This is a genomic window from Kingella sp. SNUBH-2017, assembly GCF_028680565.1.
GTDB classification, from domain to species: domain Bacteria; phylum Pseudomonadota; class Gammaproteobacteria; order Burkholderiales; family Neisseriaceae; genus Kingella_D; species Kingella_D pumchi.
On the sequence record NZ_JAPHVK010000004.1, the window covers coordinates 124635 to 139026 of the forward strand.

17 protein-coding genes are annotated in these 14392 nt (G+C 63.6%); 3 read left to right on the forward strand and 14 right to left on the reverse strand.

Annotation, left to right across the window (positions count from 1 at the left end):
• Positions 1-14 precede the first annotated feature (14 nt).
• On the forward strand, positions 15-884 hold the full coding sequence (locus tag OP500_RS04935) for a siderophore-interacting protein (RefSeq protein ID WP_238748073.1): 870 nt from the start codon (positions 15-17) through the stop codon (positions 882-884).
• 392 nt (positions 885-1276) lie between these two features.
• Here OP500_RS04935 and OP500_RS04940 read toward each other — a convergent pair whose 3' ends face one another.
• From OP500_RS04940 to OP500_RS04970, 7 genes are all read right to left on the reverse strand, one after another.
• Positions 1277-1933 carry a class I SAM-dependent methyltransferase gene (locus OP500_RS04940; RefSeq protein ID WP_238748074.1) on the reverse strand — a complete coding sequence of 219 codons (657 nt, stop codon included), beginning with the start codon at positions 1931-1933 and terminating at the stop codon, positions 1277-1279.
• A gap of 43 nt (positions 1934-1976) precedes the next feature.
• The gene (rnhB, locus tag OP500_RS04945) at positions 1977-2591 is read right to left on the reverse strand and encodes a ribonuclease HII (RefSeq protein ID WP_238748075.1); all 615 of its coding nucleotides are present in this window, start codon (positions 2589-2591) and stop codon (positions 1977-1979) included.
• A gap of 9 nt (positions 2592-2600) precedes the next feature.
• Entirely contained in the window at positions 2601-2798 is a 198-nt protein-coding gene (gene yacG, locus OP500_RS04950; protein WP_238748076.1) for a DNA gyrase inhibitor YacG, read from the reverse strand.
• Positions 2799-2896: 98 nt separating this feature from the next.
• Positions 2897-3481, reverse strand: coding sequence for a Holliday junction branch migration protein RuvA (ruvA, locus tag OP500_RS04955; protein WP_238748077.1), 585 nt, complete (start codon positions 3479-3481; stop codon positions 2897-2899).
• Positions 3482-3717: 236 nt separating this feature from the next.
• On the reverse strand, positions 3718-4533 hold the full coding sequence (locus tag OP500_RS04960; protein ID WP_274070365.1) for a septal ring lytic transglycosylase RlpA family protein: 816 nt from the start codon (positions 4531-4533) through the stop codon (positions 3718-3720).
• A gap of 71 nt (positions 4534-4604) precedes the next feature.
• Positions 4605-5069: a tRNA (uridine(34)/cytosine(34)/5-carboxymethylaminomethyluridine(34)-2'-O)-methyltransferase TrmL gene (gene trmL / locus OP500_RS04965; protein ID WP_238748080.1), complete on the reverse strand. Its 465-nt coding sequence runs from the start codon at positions 5067-5069 to the stop codon at positions 4605-4607.
• Positions 5070-5200: 131 nt separating this feature from the next.
• Entirely contained in the window at positions 5201-5908 is a 708-nt protein-coding gene (locus tag OP500_RS04970; protein WP_238748081.1) for a ComF family protein, read from the reverse strand.
• Between OP500_RS04970 and bioH the strand changes: the two genes are divergently transcribed.
• Positions 5907-6677: a pimeloyl-ACP methyl ester esterase BioH gene (gene bioH, locus OP500_RS04975; protein ID WP_238748082.1), complete on the forward strand. Its 771-nt coding sequence runs from the start codon at positions 5907-5909 to the stop codon at positions 6675-6677. The two genes, OP500_RS04970 and bioH, sit on opposite strands and share 2 nt — an antisense overlap.
• A 117-nt stretch (positions 6678-6794) precedes the next feature.
• Here bioH and OP500_RS04980 read toward each other — a convergent pair whose 3' ends face one another.
• The 4 genes from OP500_RS04980 to OP500_RS04995 form a co-directional block, all read right to left on the reverse strand.
• The gene (locus OP500_RS04980) at positions 6795-7277 is read right to left on the reverse strand and encodes a DUF2004 domain-containing protein (protein ID WP_238748083.1); all 483 of its coding nucleotides are present in this window, start codon (positions 7275-7277) and stop codon (positions 6795-6797) included.
• Between the two features lie 80 nt (positions 7278-7357).
• Positions 7358-8905 carry an ABC transporter permease gene (locus OP500_RS04985; protein WP_238748084.1) on the reverse strand — a complete coding sequence of 516 codons (1548 nt, stop codon included), beginning with the start codon at positions 8903-8905 and terminating at the stop codon, positions 7358-7360.
• Positions 8906-9076: 171 nt separating this feature from the next.
• A complete protein-coding gene (locus OP500_RS04990; protein WP_238748085.1) occupies positions 9077-9682 on the reverse strand; it encodes a nitroreductase family protein in 606 nt (201 codons plus the stop codon).
• Positions 9683-9692: 10 nt separating this feature from the next.
• Positions 9693-10094: a DoxX family protein gene (locus OP500_RS04995; protein ID WP_238748086.1), complete on the reverse strand. Its 402-nt coding sequence runs from the start codon at positions 10092-10094 to the stop codon at positions 9693-9695.
• 120 nt (positions 10095-10214) lie between these two features.
• On the opposite strand from OP500_RS04995, the gene OP500_RS05000 reads away from it, so the two are divergent.
• Positions 10215-11123 (forward strand): LysR family transcriptional regulator, encoded by a 909-nt coding sequence (locus OP500_RS05000; protein WP_238748087.1) that lies wholly within the window; start codon positions 10215-10217, stop codon positions 11121-11123.
• Between the two features lie 126 nt (positions 11124-11249).
• Here OP500_RS05000 and OP500_RS05005 read toward each other — a convergent pair whose 3' ends face one another.
• The 3 genes from OP500_RS05005 to ispH form a co-directional block, all read right to left on the reverse strand.
• Positions 11250-12023 carry an NAD-dependent epimerase/dehydratase family protein gene (locus tag OP500_RS05005; protein WP_238748088.1) on the reverse strand — a complete coding sequence of 258 codons (774 nt, stop codon included), beginning with the start codon at positions 12021-12023 and terminating at the stop codon, positions 11250-11252.
• Positions 12024-12197: 174 nt separating this feature from the next.
• Positions 12198-13331 carry a molecular chaperone DnaJ gene (gene dnaJ / locus OP500_RS05010; protein WP_238748089.1) on the reverse strand — a complete coding sequence of 378 codons (1134 nt, stop codon included), beginning with the start codon at positions 13329-13331 and terminating at the stop codon, positions 12198-12200.
• Between the two features lie 113 nt (positions 13332-13444).
• On the reverse strand, positions 13445-14380 hold the full coding sequence (gene ispH / locus OP500_RS05015) for a 4-hydroxy-3-methylbut-2-enyl diphosphate reductase (RefSeq protein ID WP_274070366.1): 936 nt from the start codon (positions 14378-14380) through the stop codon (positions 13445-13447).
• Positions 14381-14392 lie beyond the last annotated feature (12 nt).

Sequence of the window (14392 nt, forward strand, 5' to 3'; positions counted from 1 at the left end):
TTTGCCGCGGCGTTTTGCCGTTTCAGACTGCCGCGCCGCATCCGAACCACCACACCATCCCGATTCCGACCATGACCGCCCCCAATCCCAAACGCGCCCGCCACATCCGCGTGCTCAGCCACCAGGATTTGAGCCCCAACCTGCGGCGCATCGTTTTTCACAGCCCCGATTTGGCCGACTACCCCTTTGTCTGCAACGGCGCCCACATCAAACTGCTGCTGCCGCTGCCCGGCCAGGAAGTGCCGGTGCTGCCCGAAGCCACGCCGCAGGGGCCCAAATGGGCAGACAAATCCACCCGCCCCATCGGCCGCACCTACACCCTGCGCGGCTACGACCGCGACGCCTGCACCATCAGCATTGATTTCGTCCTGCACAGCGACGCCGGCCCCGCCGCCGATTTCGCCCGCAACGCCGCCGCCGGCCAAACCCTCGGCGTTTCCGCCCCCGCTGGCCCCTCGCCGATGCTCAAACCCGCCGCCCGCTACCTGTTTGCCGGCGATTTGTCGGCGCTGCCCGCCATCGGCTCGATGATTGAAGACATGCCCGCAACTGCCGCCGGCGACGTGCTGCTGTGGCTGCCCGAAAAGGCCGACCTGCCCGCGCTGCCGCTGCCCGAAGCCGTGCGCCTGCACACCTTTTTCGGCGGCATGGAACAGGCCGCGCCGCTGATCGAACGCTTCCGCAGCCTGCGCCCCGCCGCAGACAGCGACACCTTCGTCTGGATCGCCGGCGAAGCCGGCATGGTGGCCGAACTGCGCCACAGCGCCCGCCGCGACTGGTCGCTGCCCGCCGCCCGCTGCTACGCCGTCCCCTACTGGCACCACGGCGAAAACGAAGAGTCCTACCACAACAAACGCCACGACTTTTTGGACAGCGAAGATTAAACTTTCAGGCTGCCTGCCACCTTGCCGGCAGCCTGAAACGGCAAACACGCAAAGCAGCCTGAAAGCCCGATGTACGACGTCGTTTTCCCCCTTTCGAACACAACAACCGTAGGGTGCGCCCCGCGCACCAAAGCAACCCAACCGGATAGCCGGTGCGCGGTGCGCACCCTACGGAAACGGCAAACATAAAAAGCAGCCTGAAAGCCGTTTTAAGCGGTTTCAGGCTGCTTTTGCCTTACGCTGTCAGCCGCAGGGACGCTCCGCGCACCCAAACAGCAAACCGATGCAAAACGGTGCATGGCATTCGCCCTACCCCGCACGCAAAGCAGCCTGAAAACCATTGCAAACGGCTTTCAGGCTGCTTTTGTTTGGCGGCGGGGCTGGCGCGGCACTTAGTTCTGCCGCTGCAGCAGCCAGCCGGAAACGGTCAGGCTGCGGAAATAGTGTTTGCGCACGGCAAAGCCGTTTTCGCCGGCCAGGCGCTCGAAGTCTTCGGCGCTTAGGGGGTGGATGTCTTCGGCAAAGCGTTGGGCGATTCTCGGCGCGGCTTCGGGCGGCATGCCTTTGGCCAAGGCAAATTGGGTCAGCGCCGGCATTTCGTCGCTTTCCACCACGTCGGTCTGCACCAGCCAGCCTTGCGGTTTCAGCCGCGCGGCGATTTGCGCCAGCAATTCGCCCTTGGCGGCGCGCTCGGGAATAAAGTGCGACACCAGCTGGCAGAGCACGGCGTCGAAAGGCTCGGTGGGCGGCAGCTCGGCGAGAAAGCCCAGATGAAAATGCAGATTGACGATGTGGGCGGTTTTCGCGCGCGCCTGCTCCAGCATCGCTTCCAGCGGCTCGACGCAGGTGAAATGCCAGCTCGGATTCTGGCGGTGCAGCGCCAGCACGTCGGCACCGGTGCCGGCGCCTACCACCAAAATGCGGGCGTCGTCAGGCAGCAGGGTGGCGAGCAGCGCGGCGCTGCTTTGGTGCAGCAGCTCGTGGCCGGGCAGAACGAAACTGATGCGCTGGTCGTATTGTTCGGCGTCTTCGTGGCGGAAATGGGACATGGCAGACTCTTTATGTTTGACGGAAATGCGAATCATACAGCGTTTAACTGTCGCCAAACAGCTGCCCCTGTGCCAGTACTTCGCGCACGGGGGCGAAGGCGGCGCGGTGTTCGGGCAGGGCGCCGTGGCGGCGCAGCGCGGCCAGGTGTTCGGCGGTGCCGTAGCCTTTGTGGCGCTCGAAGCCGTATTCGGGGTGGCGCTGCGCCAGCGCGTACATTTCGGCGTCGCGCGCGGTTTTGGCCAGCACGCTGGCGGCGGAAACCACGGCGATTTTGCCGTCGCCTTTCACCACCGCCTGCGCCGGCACCGCCAAATCCGGCGGCACGCGGTTGCCGTCTATCCACACTTTTTCAGGCTGCCGCCCCAGGCCGGCCACCGCGCGGCGCATGGCGAGCATGGTGGCGTGCAGGATGTTGAGTTCGAGTATTTCCGCCACATTCGCGCTGGCGATGCTCCAGGCCGTTGCCTGCTCTTTGATGGCGGCGGCCAGGCGGTCGCGCTGTTTTTCGCTGAGCTTTTTCGAGTCGGCCAGCCCGGGCAGATCGTAAGCGGCGGGCAGGATAACGGCGGCGGCAAACACGCTGCCGGCCAGCGGGCCACGGCCGGCTTCATCGACGCCGGCATGGCTGGGGGAAACGGCAAAATCGGTTGCGTTCATGGTGCGCTTTCAATGCGGCGGCAGGCCGTCGAAATCGGGATCGTCGTCGGCACAGGGCACAACGTGCCGCTCGTCCGCCCACGCGCCCAAGTCGATCAGGCGGCAGCGTTCGCTGCAAAACGGGCGGTAGCGGCTCTCGGCCGTCCACGCCACCGGACGGCGGCAGGTGGGGCAGGCGACGGTGCGCACGGAAGGGGTTTCGCTCATCGGGGTTCCTTAAAAGCAGCCTGAAAGGCGGCAAAACGGGGTTTTCAGGCTGCCTTTGCCGGCGGCGCGGGCAGCCTGAAAACCATAACAAACGGCGGTTACTGGCTTTTCAGCAGCTTGCGCAGCGCCAGCCGCACGCCTTCGCCGGTTTCGGTGCCGGCGGGCAGGTCTTTGGCGGCGGCGCGGGCTTCGCGCTCGCTGTAGCCCAGCGCCAGCAGCGCGCCGACTACGTCTTCGCTGCCACCTTCGGCTGCCGCGGCCACAGCGGGCAGGCCGTCGCCGCCGGCCAGTTTGCCGCGCAATTCCAACACCATACGCTCGGCGGTTTTCTTGCCGATGCCGGGCGCGGACGACAGCCGTTTCACGTCTTCCTGCGCCACCGCCTGCGCCAGCTCGGCCACGCTCATCGCCGACAGGATGCCGAGCGCGGTTTTGGCGCCGATGCCGCTTACTTTCAGCAGCTGGCGGAAGGCGGCGCGCTCGTCGCGTTCGGCAAAACCGAACAGCAGATGCGCGTCTTCGCGCACAATCAGCTGGGTGTAAAGCTGCACCGTGCTGCCGATAGCGGGCAGGCTGTAAAGGGTTTGCATGGAAACATCGACTTCATAGCCGACGCCGTGGACGTCTATCACGATTTGCGGCGGCTGTTTTTCCAACAGCGTGCCGGAGAGTCTGCTGATCATGGGCGGATGGGGAAAAGTGTGAAAAAAAAAACGCGCTGTCTGTCGTTTCAGGCTGCCTGAAGCGGCAGGCGGCGCGGACGGCGGATTATACGGCGTTTTGCCGCCGCCGCAGCTTTCAGGCTGCCCGAATCCGGTAAAAGCAGCCTGAAAGTCCTGTTCGCAGCCGGATAACAGGCAAATAAAAACCCGCACCGTTGCGGTGCGGGCGTTTGCCTTGCAGGCAGCCTGAAAAAGGCTTAAATCACGTTTTGGCGGCTCAGGCGGCTGTGCATTTCGTCGGCTTTGCGCTGCTCGGCGAAGGGGCCGACGCGGACGATGTAGCCGCTTTTGTCTTCCACCAGCGAAGCGGTCTGCTCCAGCTTGGCGGCGCTCAGGCGGCTAGCGGTCAGCTCTTGAAAAGCCTGGGCTTCGGCTTTGTCGGCGAAGGTGCGCAGGCTGACATACAGCTCGTTGCCGCTGCCGTAAACCTTGCCGGTGCTGTCGTCGGGCTGCTGCTGGGCGACGATGGTGGCCGGCGTGTTGTTGCGTTTGGGCGAGGGCACCTGCTCGATGCGCACTTGGGCGGTGCCGCTTTTCAGAAAGCCCAGTTGGGAGGCGGCGGCTTTGGAAAGGTCGATGGCGCGGTTGCCGTGGAAGGGGCCGCGGTCGTTGATGCGCACAATCACGCTTTTGCCGTTGGCCAAATTGGTGACTCTGGCGTAGCTGGGAATCGGCAGGGTGGGATGGGCGGCGGTCAGCTGGTTCATGTTGAAACGCTCGCCGCTGGAAGTTTTCCTGCCGTGGAAACCGGGGCCGTACCACGAGGCACGGCCGGTTTGGACGAAATTCTTGACGTGGGCTTGGGGATAGTAGCGCCGGCCGGCCACTTTGTAGCTCAAATTGGCGGTGGGATGCAGTTTTTCCGCGTTTTGCGGCGCTTTGTAAACGGTGCGGGCGGCGGCCTTTTGGGCGCTGCCTTGCGGGGCTTGGGTTTTGGAGGCGCAGGAACTCAGGCTGCCCAAAGCCATCATAACGGTGAGGGTGGTGAAAAAAGTATTTTTAAGTTGGGTCAAAACGAAGTCCAGTTCTTGAGTTGGAGGGGTGGGTGGCGCGGCCGGTTTCAGGCTGCCTGCGGGAACTCCCGCTAGACGGAACCGGCGTAGCCGAGTTGCCGCCACGCTTCGAAAACGGTAACGGCAACGGTGTTCGACAGATTCATGCTGCGGTTCTCGGGCATCATCGGCAGGCGGATTTTCTGCTCCGCCGCCAGCGTGTCGAGAATTTCGGCCGGCAGCCCGCGGCTTTCCGAACCGAAGACAAAAACGTCGCCGGCCTGAAAAGCCGTGCGATCCGGCCGGCTCTGCCCTTTGGTGGTCAGCGCGAAAATGCGGCGGCCGCAAAGGGCGGCCAGGCAGTCGGCAAAACTTTCGTGCACCGCCAGCTCGGCAAATTCGCGGTAATCGAGCCCGGCGCGGCGCATCTTGGCGCTGTCGAGCGGAAAACCGAGCGGCTTCACCAAATGCAGCCTGCAGCCGGTATTGGCGCACAGGCGGATGATGTTGCCGGTATTTTGCGGAATTTCGGGCTGGTAGAGGACGACGTCGAACATAAATCTGAAAAAACAAACGATAGTTTTTATTGTTATGATTTATAAAGTGTTTTGCACTTTTCCTAACAAAAAAACCAGCGAACTATGCCGCAAAGCGTGCCCGCACGTCAAATATTTTTTGCCAAATTACCCTATTGATTTCGCGCCAGAATCCACACGAAAACCGCCGCAGCCCCCGCGCGGCGCAGGCTGCGCCCGAGTTCTGCCACGCTCGCGCCGGTGGTCATCACATCGTCGATCAGCAACACTTTTTTTCCCGCCAACTCCGACGGGGCAGCCTGAAAAATACCGCGCACATTGCGGCGGCGCTCGTCGCGCGGCAGCGTGCTCTGCGGCGGCCGGTGGCGGCGCGATACCGCATCCTGCGCCGCCACCAGCAGCCTGAAACGGCCGCCGAGCGCCGCTGCCAGCTCGCCGCTTTGGTTGAAGCCGCGAAACAGCCGCCGCTCGCGGCTCAAGGGCATCGCCAGCAGCGTATCGATGCCGGCTTCATTCAGCCACGGCGGCGGGTTGCCGGCCATCAGCGCCGCCAGCGGCCGCAGCATCGCGCTGTCGCCCAGATGCTTCCACTGGTGCACCATCTGCACCAGCGGCGCACGGTAGGCCAGCGACGCCCACAGCCCTTCGTGCGGCGGCAGCTGTTTCTGGCAGGCACCGCACACCGCGCCCGCCGCGCTGGGCAGGGCGCACAGCGGGCATACTGAGACCGCATCGGAATAAAGCCGCCGCAAGTCGTCCGCGCAGCCCGCGCACAGACCGTCCAAGCCCGCTTTGGGTGGCGAGGCAGCCTGAAAGGCGTGGCATAATAGGCAGCGCTTTGGAAACAGGAAAGACAACATGAACGCTTCCCCCTTGCTGATGATTCACGGATGGGGCGCCAACGGCCGGATTTTCGACCTGCTGCGCCCGCACTTTACGCGGCGCGAAACCGCCGCCCCCCACCTGCCCGGCCACGGCGACGCGCCGCTGGAGGGTGCGTTTTCGGTTGAAGCTGCCGCCGACGCGCTGGCGCAGTCGCTGGATGCGCCGGCGCATATTCTCGGCTGGTCGCTCGGCGGGCTGACGGCGCTGCATCTGGCCGCCCGCCACCCGCACAAAGTCCGCAGCCTGACGCTGTGCGCGTCGTTTGCCAAGCTGCACGCCGCGCCCGACTATCCCGAGGGCGTGCACAAAACCATGTTCGAGCGCATGGTGGCGCTGTTTGGCGAAGACTATCCGAAATACATGCGCCAGTTTCTTGAATTGCAGCTGTTGAACGTCGCCGACGCGCGGCCGATGATCGACGCCGTGCTGCCCGATGTTGTCCGCCACGGCGCGCCCGCGGCGCTGCAGCAGGCGCTGGACGCGGTCAATCAGGCCGACGCGCGGCCGCTGCTGGCGGATATCCGCAAGCCGGTGCTGCTGGTTTACGGCAACAAAGACGCCATCACCCCGCCGCGGATGGGCGAATATCTGGCCGCCAAACTGCCTGCCGCGCGGCTGGAAGTGTTCGACAAAGCCGCCCACGCGCCGTTTCTCAGCCATCCCGAGCGCTTTTCGGCGCTGGTGGAAGGCTTTGTTTCCGGCGTTGAGAGCGGCGCGGCGCTGGCAAACGGCGCGGCGGTTTGAAACCTGTTTAACCGACACCCAAGCCGGCAAGATATTTTCAGGCTGCTTTAACGTTTGTTCAAACGATTAAGGCAGCCTGAAAGCCGTTTGGTGCTTTTCAGGCTGCCTTTTGGGGCGTCAGCTTTCCCAGTTTACGCCGGTGATGTCGCCGGCGGCGGTGCAGGACACGGCGAGAATCTGGTCGCTGCGCTCGGGGTCGATCATATAGTCGAGCACCAGCGCATCGCCTTCGCCGAAGGGGTCTTGGTGCCACAGGGCGATGCCGTACAGCGTCATGGCATCGGCAAAGACGGCAGGCTCGGCGGGCAGCGCGTCGCCGCCGTCCATTTCTTCGCGGTGCAGGCTAATGTATTCGCCATCGTCTTGCAGATACCGCACCAGCGCGGCGCGGGCGCGGCGGTCGAGTTCGGCCAGGTTTTGCAGGCGCTCGGCAAACTGGTCGAGCTCGGCGGCATCGGCTTCAGCGCCCTGCCGCGCCCAGATTTGAATTTCGACGCTGCGGCCGGCAACATCGGCTTCGCTCTCCCACAGCACATCGACATCGTCTTCAATGGCGTCGCTATCGAGCAGGCCGAAATAGGGGTGGTTGAATGCGGGCATATTTTGCTCCTTAAGGTGGGTAGAGAATGGGAATGGGAAAAAGCAGCCTGAAAGCCGTTTTCAGGCTGCCTGAACGGAATTTAGGTGCGGCGGCGGCGCCTTTCGGCGGCATCCAGCAGCAGGAAAACGGCGGCGGCCAGCAGCATCAGCACCAGCGTCAGCACCAGCGCCTGCGCGCGGTTTTCGGCACCGGGGCGGCTGAGATATTGGTAAATCAGGGTGGTGAGCGTTGTCCATTCGGGGCGCGACAAAAACAGCGTGGCGGCAAATTCGCCGATGCCGGTGGCGGCCGCCAGCGTCAGGCCGCGGCGCAGGGCGGGCAGCAGCAGCGGCAGGGTAACGCGGCTGGCAGCCTGAAAAGGCGTGGCGCCGTACACGCGGGCGGCGTCGGTATAGGCCTGCGGCAGCGCGTCCCAGGCGGCGAGCACGTCTTTGGTCACGAAAGGATAGGCCAGCAGGGCATAAAGCGCGATCAGCATCGGCAATTCGGCCGCCCAGTCGTTATACAGCAGCAGCACGCCGAAAGACAGGCACACCGGCGACACCATAAACGGCAGAAAGGTCAGCGCGCGCACCCAGGCGAGCCGGCGTGCCAGCGCGGCATGCGCCACGCCGAGCACGGCAGACAGGGCGACGGCGGCGGCGGTAAAGCGCAGGGTATTGGCGGCGGCGGCCAGCGTTTCTTTTTCCAGCAGCACACGCCAGCCGTCGGCGCCGGCCAGGGCAGCCTGAAAAGCCACCGCCGCCAGCGGCAGGGCGCAGCAGAGCGCCAGCAGCAGCAAAGACGCCCATTGCAGCAGGTGCTGGCCGATGCCGCGGGCGCTTTCAGGCTGCCACGGGCGGACGCGGTTTTCGCTGCTGCAGCGGCTGGCCAGCGCATAGCCGCCGCCGGCCAGCGCGCTGACGGCCAGCACCGGCCACACCAGCACGGCGGCGTGTTCCATATCGAGCTGGTAGGCGATAAGCTGGTAGATTTCGACTTCGATGGTGGCGTAGTCCTGCCCGCCCAAAAGCAGCGCCAGCCCGAAGCCGGAAAAGCAGTAGAGAAACACCATGCAGGCGCCGCCGGCCAGCCAGGGCAGCAGCACCGGCCGCTCGACGAGCCAAAACTGCCGCCAGGCGCCGGCGCCCAGCGTTTGCGCGGCATACAGGCGGTTGGCCGGCACCTGCAGCAGCCCCTGATAGGCCGCCCGCACCATCACCGGCAGGTTGAAAAAAACATTGCCGTAAAGCAGCAGCCACGGCGTGTCTTCCCAGCCCGGCCACAGCGCGCCGTGGCTGCCGAACAGCGCCAGCACGCCGATGCCGGCCACCAGCGTCGGCGTAACGAAGGGCAGCATCAGCAGCCGCAGCACCAGCGCGCGGCCGCGAAACTTGAGCCGCGCCAGCACCCAGGCGGCGGGGATGCCGATAATCATCGTCAGCGGCACGGTGGCCGCCGCCTGCAGCAGCGTCCACAGCAGGCGGCGGCGGTAATAGGCATCGCCCGCCACTTCGCGCCACAGCGGCACGCCTTCCTGATACGAGAGCAGCGAATACAGCGGCGCCGCCACCATCAGCGCCAAAAAGCCCGCAGGCAGCAGGGTGAGCGCAAAGGTGGCGGCGGCAGAACGCAGCTTGGGCGGCATGGCAGTCTTTCGGATGGGGGCGACAGCGGCCGATTGTAGCCGTTTTCGCCGCGGCGGGCAGCCTGAAAACGCTGCGCCGTCCAAGCAGCCTGAAAAACGGCAAACAGGCAGCCTGAAAACCTTTAAACCAGATTTTCAGGCTGCCTGCCGCTTTGCGTATAAGCCGTGATATTAGGCGCCAAACACCTTAAAGCGTCCATCCAGCGGCGCAAAGGTTTTGTCGCTTGCCGGCGCGGCGATACCGCCGAACACCAGCTGCGCGCGCAGCATCCACGAAGCGGGGATGCCCCATTCGCGGGCAACGGCGGCATCAATCAGCGGATTGTAGTGCTGCAGATTGGCGCCGATACCGGCGGCAGCCAGCGTCGTCCACACCGCATACTGGTGCATGGCGTCGGCGTGTTCCGCCCATACGGGGAAGTTGTCGGCATAAAGCGGGAATTTTTCCTGCAAGCCTTTTACCACGTCCTGGTCTTCAAAAAACAGCACCGAACCGGCAGCGGCTTTAAACATCGCCAGCTTCTGCGCCGTCGGCTCGAAAGACTCGGCGGGCACGACGGCGCGCAGCGCGTCTTCGGCAAACTGCCACAGTTTTTCGTGTTCCGCACCAAACAACACCACCGCGCGGGTGGACTGCGAATTGAAAGACGAGGGCGTGTGGCGCACCGCGTGCTCGACAATCGCCGCCACTTCGCCCGCAGGCAGCGGCAGGTTTTTATTCAGGGCGTACACCGAGCGGCGCGCTTCGGCCGCCTGTTGCAGGGCTTGGTAAGACATATCGGACTCCTTATTGGGAACGGGATTTGCACAAAAGATTGTCCAGCGACCACGCACCGCCGCCCGCTGCGGCAAAATAGAGAAACAGGAAGCTGAACAGCGCGGCCGACTCGCCGCCGTTGGCAATCGGGAACAGCGCGTTGCCCTGCGAAGCGTGCGCCATAAAATAGGCCACCGCCATCTGGCCGGACAGAATAAAGGCAACGGGACGGGTCAGCAAGCCCAAAAGCAAGAGCAAGCCGCCGCCCACTTCCAAAATCGCCGCCGCCAGATAAATGCCCAACGGCGAGCCGCCGCCCATCGAAACGGGGAAAGAGAAAAACTTGGCCGTGCCGTGCAGCATAAACATATAGGCCGAAGCAATGCGCAGCAGGGAAAGCACGGCGGGGGCGAAACGGTTCAAAGCGTTCATGGGGACTTCCTTTCAAATAACAACAATTATCACAAAGCAGGCATTATAGATAAAGCCCCGCCGCAGATATATACTCGCGGCATTGACGCAACCTTTCCCGACAGGAAACGAAAGACACACATGGACACCCTGTTCAGCCTGCGCGTATTTCGCGAAGTCATCCGCTGCGGCAGCTTCACCCGCGCCGCCGACAAGCTCGGCATCTCCACCGCCATGGCCAGCAAGCACGTTTCCCATCTGGAAAAGCAGGTCTGCGCCAAACTGCTGCAACGCAACAGCCGCAACCTGCACCTCACCGAAGCCGGCGAACAATACCACCGCTGCTGCGTCCAAGCCCTCGAAACGCTCGACACCGCCGCCGAACGCGCCGCCGGCGGCGCGGACACCCCGCAGGGCCGTCTCAAAATCACCATGCCCATGTGGTTCTCCAACCCCGTGTTCAGCGGCTGGCTGGCCGAATACCGCCGCCGCCACCCGCAGGTTTCCCTCGACCTGATACTCGACAACCGCAAGGCCGACCTGATCGCCGAAGGCATCGACCTCGCCCTGCGCGTCAGCACCGACGATCTCCCGCCCAGCCTGATTGTGCGCCCGCTCTCCGACATCCGCTTCTACCTCGCTGCCGCGCCCGACTACCTCGCTGCACACGGCACCCCCGCCACCCCGCAGCAGGCCGCGCGGCTCGACTTCGTTCTGCCCAGCTATGTGGACATGGATAGCGTGCGCATCACGCGCGGCGGCGACAGCTTCACCCTCGCCCCCGCCGCCCCCGTACGCGCCGACAACACCCTGATGGTGCACCAGATGGTGCTTGCCGGCTGCGGCATCGGCTACCTGCCCGAATGGACGGTGCGCCGCGACTTTGAAAGCGGCCGCCTCGTGCGCATCCTGTCCGACTGGCACATCCTCACCGCCACCCTCTACGCCGCCTACCCCAACCGCACCTTCCTCAGCGCCAAAGTGCGCAGCTTCATCGATTTCCTGTGCGAAAAAACCGGCGCCGCCGCGCAAAGGGCAAAAGCAGCCTGAAAACGCCATTTGCGGCTTTCAGGCTGCTTTGGGATAGTCAAACGGCGGCAATTTCAAGGCAGCCTGAAAGCAGGTTTGCCGACGCGGCAAAACCAATGCGGGCAGCCTTTTCAGGCTGCCCGCAGTCTAAGGCGCATACGGTTCGCCGGCGTATAGGCTGAATACGGTTTTGCCGCCGCTCTCATCGGCCGGATCAAACTGCGGCGGCGGCAGGCCGAGTTTGGCGGCTTCGGCGGTGTAGAAGTCCCTACGGCTGGGATGCGGGGTTTCGACCAGATTGCGGATGCGCCGGCCGTTGGGGTTTAAGGCAGCCTGAAAAAAGGCGTCCACCGCCGCATCGCGGTGCAGCATATTGGCCGGCCGGTTACCGCCGGCAATCGCGCCGCCGCGTGCGAGCAGGCGCTCGAGCGGGTGGCGCTCGGCGGCATACAGTCCGCCCAGGCGCAGAATGTCCACCGCCGCCACGCCGCTGCCCAGGCAGGCTTGTTCGGCGGCGGCGATCTGGCGGGCGGACTCGGTTTGCGGATTCAGGCTGCTGTTTTCGTCGCAGCGGCGCGCTTCGTCGCCATACACGCTGATGCTGGATGCAAACAGCAGATGGCGCACGCCGTGCCGGTCGGCGCAGTCGGCCAGATGCGCCACCGCGTCGGCATAGCCGGCCAGCTGCGAAGGCGGCAGCAGCAGTATCCACGTTGGGAAATCCGCCCATTCAGGCTGCCACGGCCGCGCCGACAAATCGGTGAAATCGACGGCCAGCGGCAGATTGACGTCGTCCGAAGCGCAGCGGCGCTTGACCGCGCGCACGGGGATGCCGCTCAGATAAAAGCGTTCGGCCAGCGGCCGGCCGACAAAGCCGAAGCCGAAAAGCAGCACGCCGGCGGGTGGAGAAGGCGGATTCATGGTTGGCAATACTCTGGGCAATAAAGGGAGAAAGGCAGCCTGAAAGCGGCTTGGGCAAGGTGCCTGCCGGCGCGGGAATGGGATGCGGGGAACTTTCAGGCTGCTTTTGAGTCATTTGCAAAGGCAGCCTGAAAACCGAAAACCGGCTTTCAGGCTGCTTTGTGGCGGCGGGGTTTAGTCGAAAACGTCTTTGACCTTGTCCCAAAAACTTTTTTCGCGCGGGCGCTGGTTGTGACCGCTGCCGGTGGCGATGCGCTCGAATTCTTCGAGCAGCTCTTTTTGGCGGTCGGTCAGATTAACCGGTGTTTCAACAACGATGTGGCAGTACAGGTCGCCAATATGGTTGCCGCGCACCGATTTGACGCCTTTGCCTTTCACCCGCAGGCGTTTGCCGCCCTGGGTGCCGGCGGGCACGTTGAGTTTGACTTTGCCGGTGAGCGTGGGCACTTCCACTTCGCCGCCGAGCGCGGCCACGGTGAAGCTGATCGGCAGTTCGCAGTGCAGGTCGGTGGGGTTTTCGGGATCGCGGTGGAAGACTTTGTGCGGCCGCACACGCACGTGGACGTACAAATCGCCGGCGGGCGCGCCGTGGCTGCCGGGTTCGCCTTCGCCGGTCAGGCGGATGCGCTGGCCGTCGTCGATGCCGGCGGGAATGCTGATGTCGATGGTTTTGCTGCTTTTCACCACGCCGTCGCCACGGCACTGCAGGCAGGGGTCTTTGATTTCCTTGCCCGAGCCGTGGCAGGTCGGACAGGTTTGCTGCATTTGGAAAATCGCCTGGCGCACGTGGACGGTGCCCGAGCCGTGGCAGGTGCGGCAGGTGGTGGCGCTGGTGCCGGGTTTGGCGCCGGTACCGTGGCAGACGCCGCATTCTTCGTGGCTGGGCACGGTAATCTGTTTTTTCAGGCCGGCAGCGGCTTCTTCCAGCGAAATTTCGATGCCGTACTGCAAGTCTTCGCCCTGATAGCTGGGCTGGCGACCGCCACCGCCGCCGAACATCTGGCTGAAGATGTCGCTGAAGTCAAAACCCTGCGCGCCGCCGAAACCGCCAAAGCCTTCAAAACCGCCCTGGCCGCCGCCGGCTTCAAAGGCGCTGTGGCCGAACTGGTCGTAGGCGGATTTTTTCTGCGGGTCGGACAAAACATCGTAGGCTTTTTGGATTTCTTTGAATTTTTCTTCGGCCGCCGCGTCGCCGGGATTGCGGTCGGGATGGTATTTCATCGCCAGCTTGCGGTAGGCTTTTTTGATTTCGTCGGCGCCGGCGGAGCGGGAAACGCCGAGCGCTTCGTAATAGTCTTGTTGGCTCATGGTGTGTTTAAAATTGGGTTAAATAACAGATGGGCGCCGATATTGGGGCGGCGCAGGCAAAGTCAAGGCAGCCTGAAAGGCTTTTTCAGGCTGCCTTGATGGCGGCGGGTGCCTTATTCGCGCAACTCTTTGGGCAGCACGAAAACAATGCTCTCTTCGGTGCCCTGCCCCTGCTTCAAATCGCTCACACCCCATGATTTCAGGGTGTCGATCACTTCCTGCACCAGCACTTCGGGGGCGGACGCGCCGGCGGTTACGCCGACGCTTTTTTTGCCGTCGAACCATTCGCGCTGCAGATAGCTGGCGTTATCGACCATATAGGCTTCAACGCCGCGCAGCGCCGCCACTTCGCGCAGGCGGTTGGAATTGGACGAATTGGGCGAGCCGACCACAATCACGATGTCGCATTCGTCGGCCAGAGCTTTCACCGCTTCCTGGCGGTTGGTGGTGGCGTAGCAGATGTCTTCTTTGTGCGGGCTTTTGATGGCGGGGAAACGCTCGCGCAGGGCGGCGATGATGTCGCGGGTTTCGTCCACCGACAGCGTGGTCTGGCTGACATGGGCAAGTTTGTCGGGATTGCGTACTTCGAGTTTGGCCACATCGGCCACGGTTTCCACCAGCAAAATCGCGCCTTCGGGCAGCTGCCCCATCGTGCCTTCCACTTCGGGATGACCGGCGTGGCCAATCATAATCACCTGATAGCCCTGCTCATCGAGCCGCGCCACTTCTTTGTGCACTTTGGTAACCAGCGGGCAGGTGGCGTCAAACACGCGGAAACCGCGCTCGGCCGCTTCGTCCTGCACGGCTTTGGAAACGCCGTGGGCGGAATAAATCAGCGTTGCCCCCGGCGGCACATCTTTGAGCTCTTCGATAAAGATGGCACCTTTGGCACGCAGGCCGTCCACCACGAATTTGTTGTGCACCACTTCATGGCGCACATAAATCGGCGCGCCGAATTTTTCCAGCGCTTTTTCGACTATGCTGATGGCCCGGTCCACGCCGGCGCAAAAGCCGCGCGGGTTAGCCAGAATAATGGTTTTGTTGCCCATGTCTGCAATCCG

Bases quoted from the DNA above. Each gene is read 5' to 3' on its own strand.
- OP500_RS04940 (WP_238748074.1), bottom strand. From the start codon at position 1,933: ATGTCCCATTTCCGCCACGAAGACGCCGAACAATACGACCAGCGCATC.
- rnhB (WP_238748075.1), bottom strand. From the start codon at position 2,591: ATGAACGCAACCGATTTTGCCGTTTCCCCCAGCCATGCCGGCGTCGAT.
- yacG (WP_238748076.1), bottom strand. From the start codon at position 2,798: ATGAGCGAAACCCCTTCCGTGCGCACCGTCGCCTGCCCCACCTGCCGC.
- ruvA (WP_238748077.1), bottom strand. From the start codon at position 3,481: ATGATCAGCAGACTCTCCGGCACGCTGTTGGAAAAACAGCCGCCGCAA.
- trmL (WP_238748080.1), bottom strand. From the start codon at position 5,069: ATGTTCGACGTCGTCCTCTACCAGCCCGAAATTCCGCAAAATACCGGC.
- bioH (WP_238748082.1), top strand. From the start codon at position 5,907: ATGAACGCTTCCCCCTTGCTGATGATTCACGGATGGGGCGCCAACGGC.
- OP500_RS04970 (WP_238748081.1), bottom strand. From the start codon at position 5,908: ATGTTGTCTTTCCTGTTTCCAAAGCGCTGCCTATTATGCCACGCCTTT.
- OP500_RS04980 (WP_238748083.1), bottom strand. From the start codon at position 7,277: ATGCCCGCATTCAACCACCCCTATTTCGGCCTGCTCGATAGCGACGCC.
- OP500_RS04985 (WP_238748084.1), bottom strand. From the start codon at position 8,905: ATGCCGCCCAAGCTGCGTTCTGCCGCCGCCACCTTTGCGCTCACCCTG.
- OP500_RS04990 (WP_238748085.1), bottom strand. From the start codon at position 9,682: ATGTCTTACCAAGCCCTGCAACAGGCGGCCGAAGCGCGCCGCTCGGTG.
- OP500_RS04995 (WP_238748086.1), bottom strand. From the start codon at position 10,094: ATGAACGCTTTGAACCGTTTCGCCCCCGCCGTGCTTTCCCTGCTGCGC.
- OP500_RS05000 (WP_238748087.1), top strand. From the start codon at position 10,215: ATGGACACCCTGTTCAGCCTGCGCGTATTTCGCGAAGTCATCCGCTGC.
- OP500_RS05005 (WP_238748088.1), bottom strand. From the start codon at position 12,023: ATGAATCCGCCTTCTCCACCCGCCGGCGTGCTGCTTTTCGGCTTCGGC.
- dnaJ (WP_238748089.1), bottom strand. From the start codon at position 13,331: ATGAGCCAACAAGACTATTACGAAGCGCTCGGCGTTTCCCGCTCCGCC.
- ispH (WP_274070366.1), bottom strand. From the start codon at position 14,380: ATGGGCAACAAAACCATTATTCTGGCTAACCCGCGCGGCTTTTGCGCC.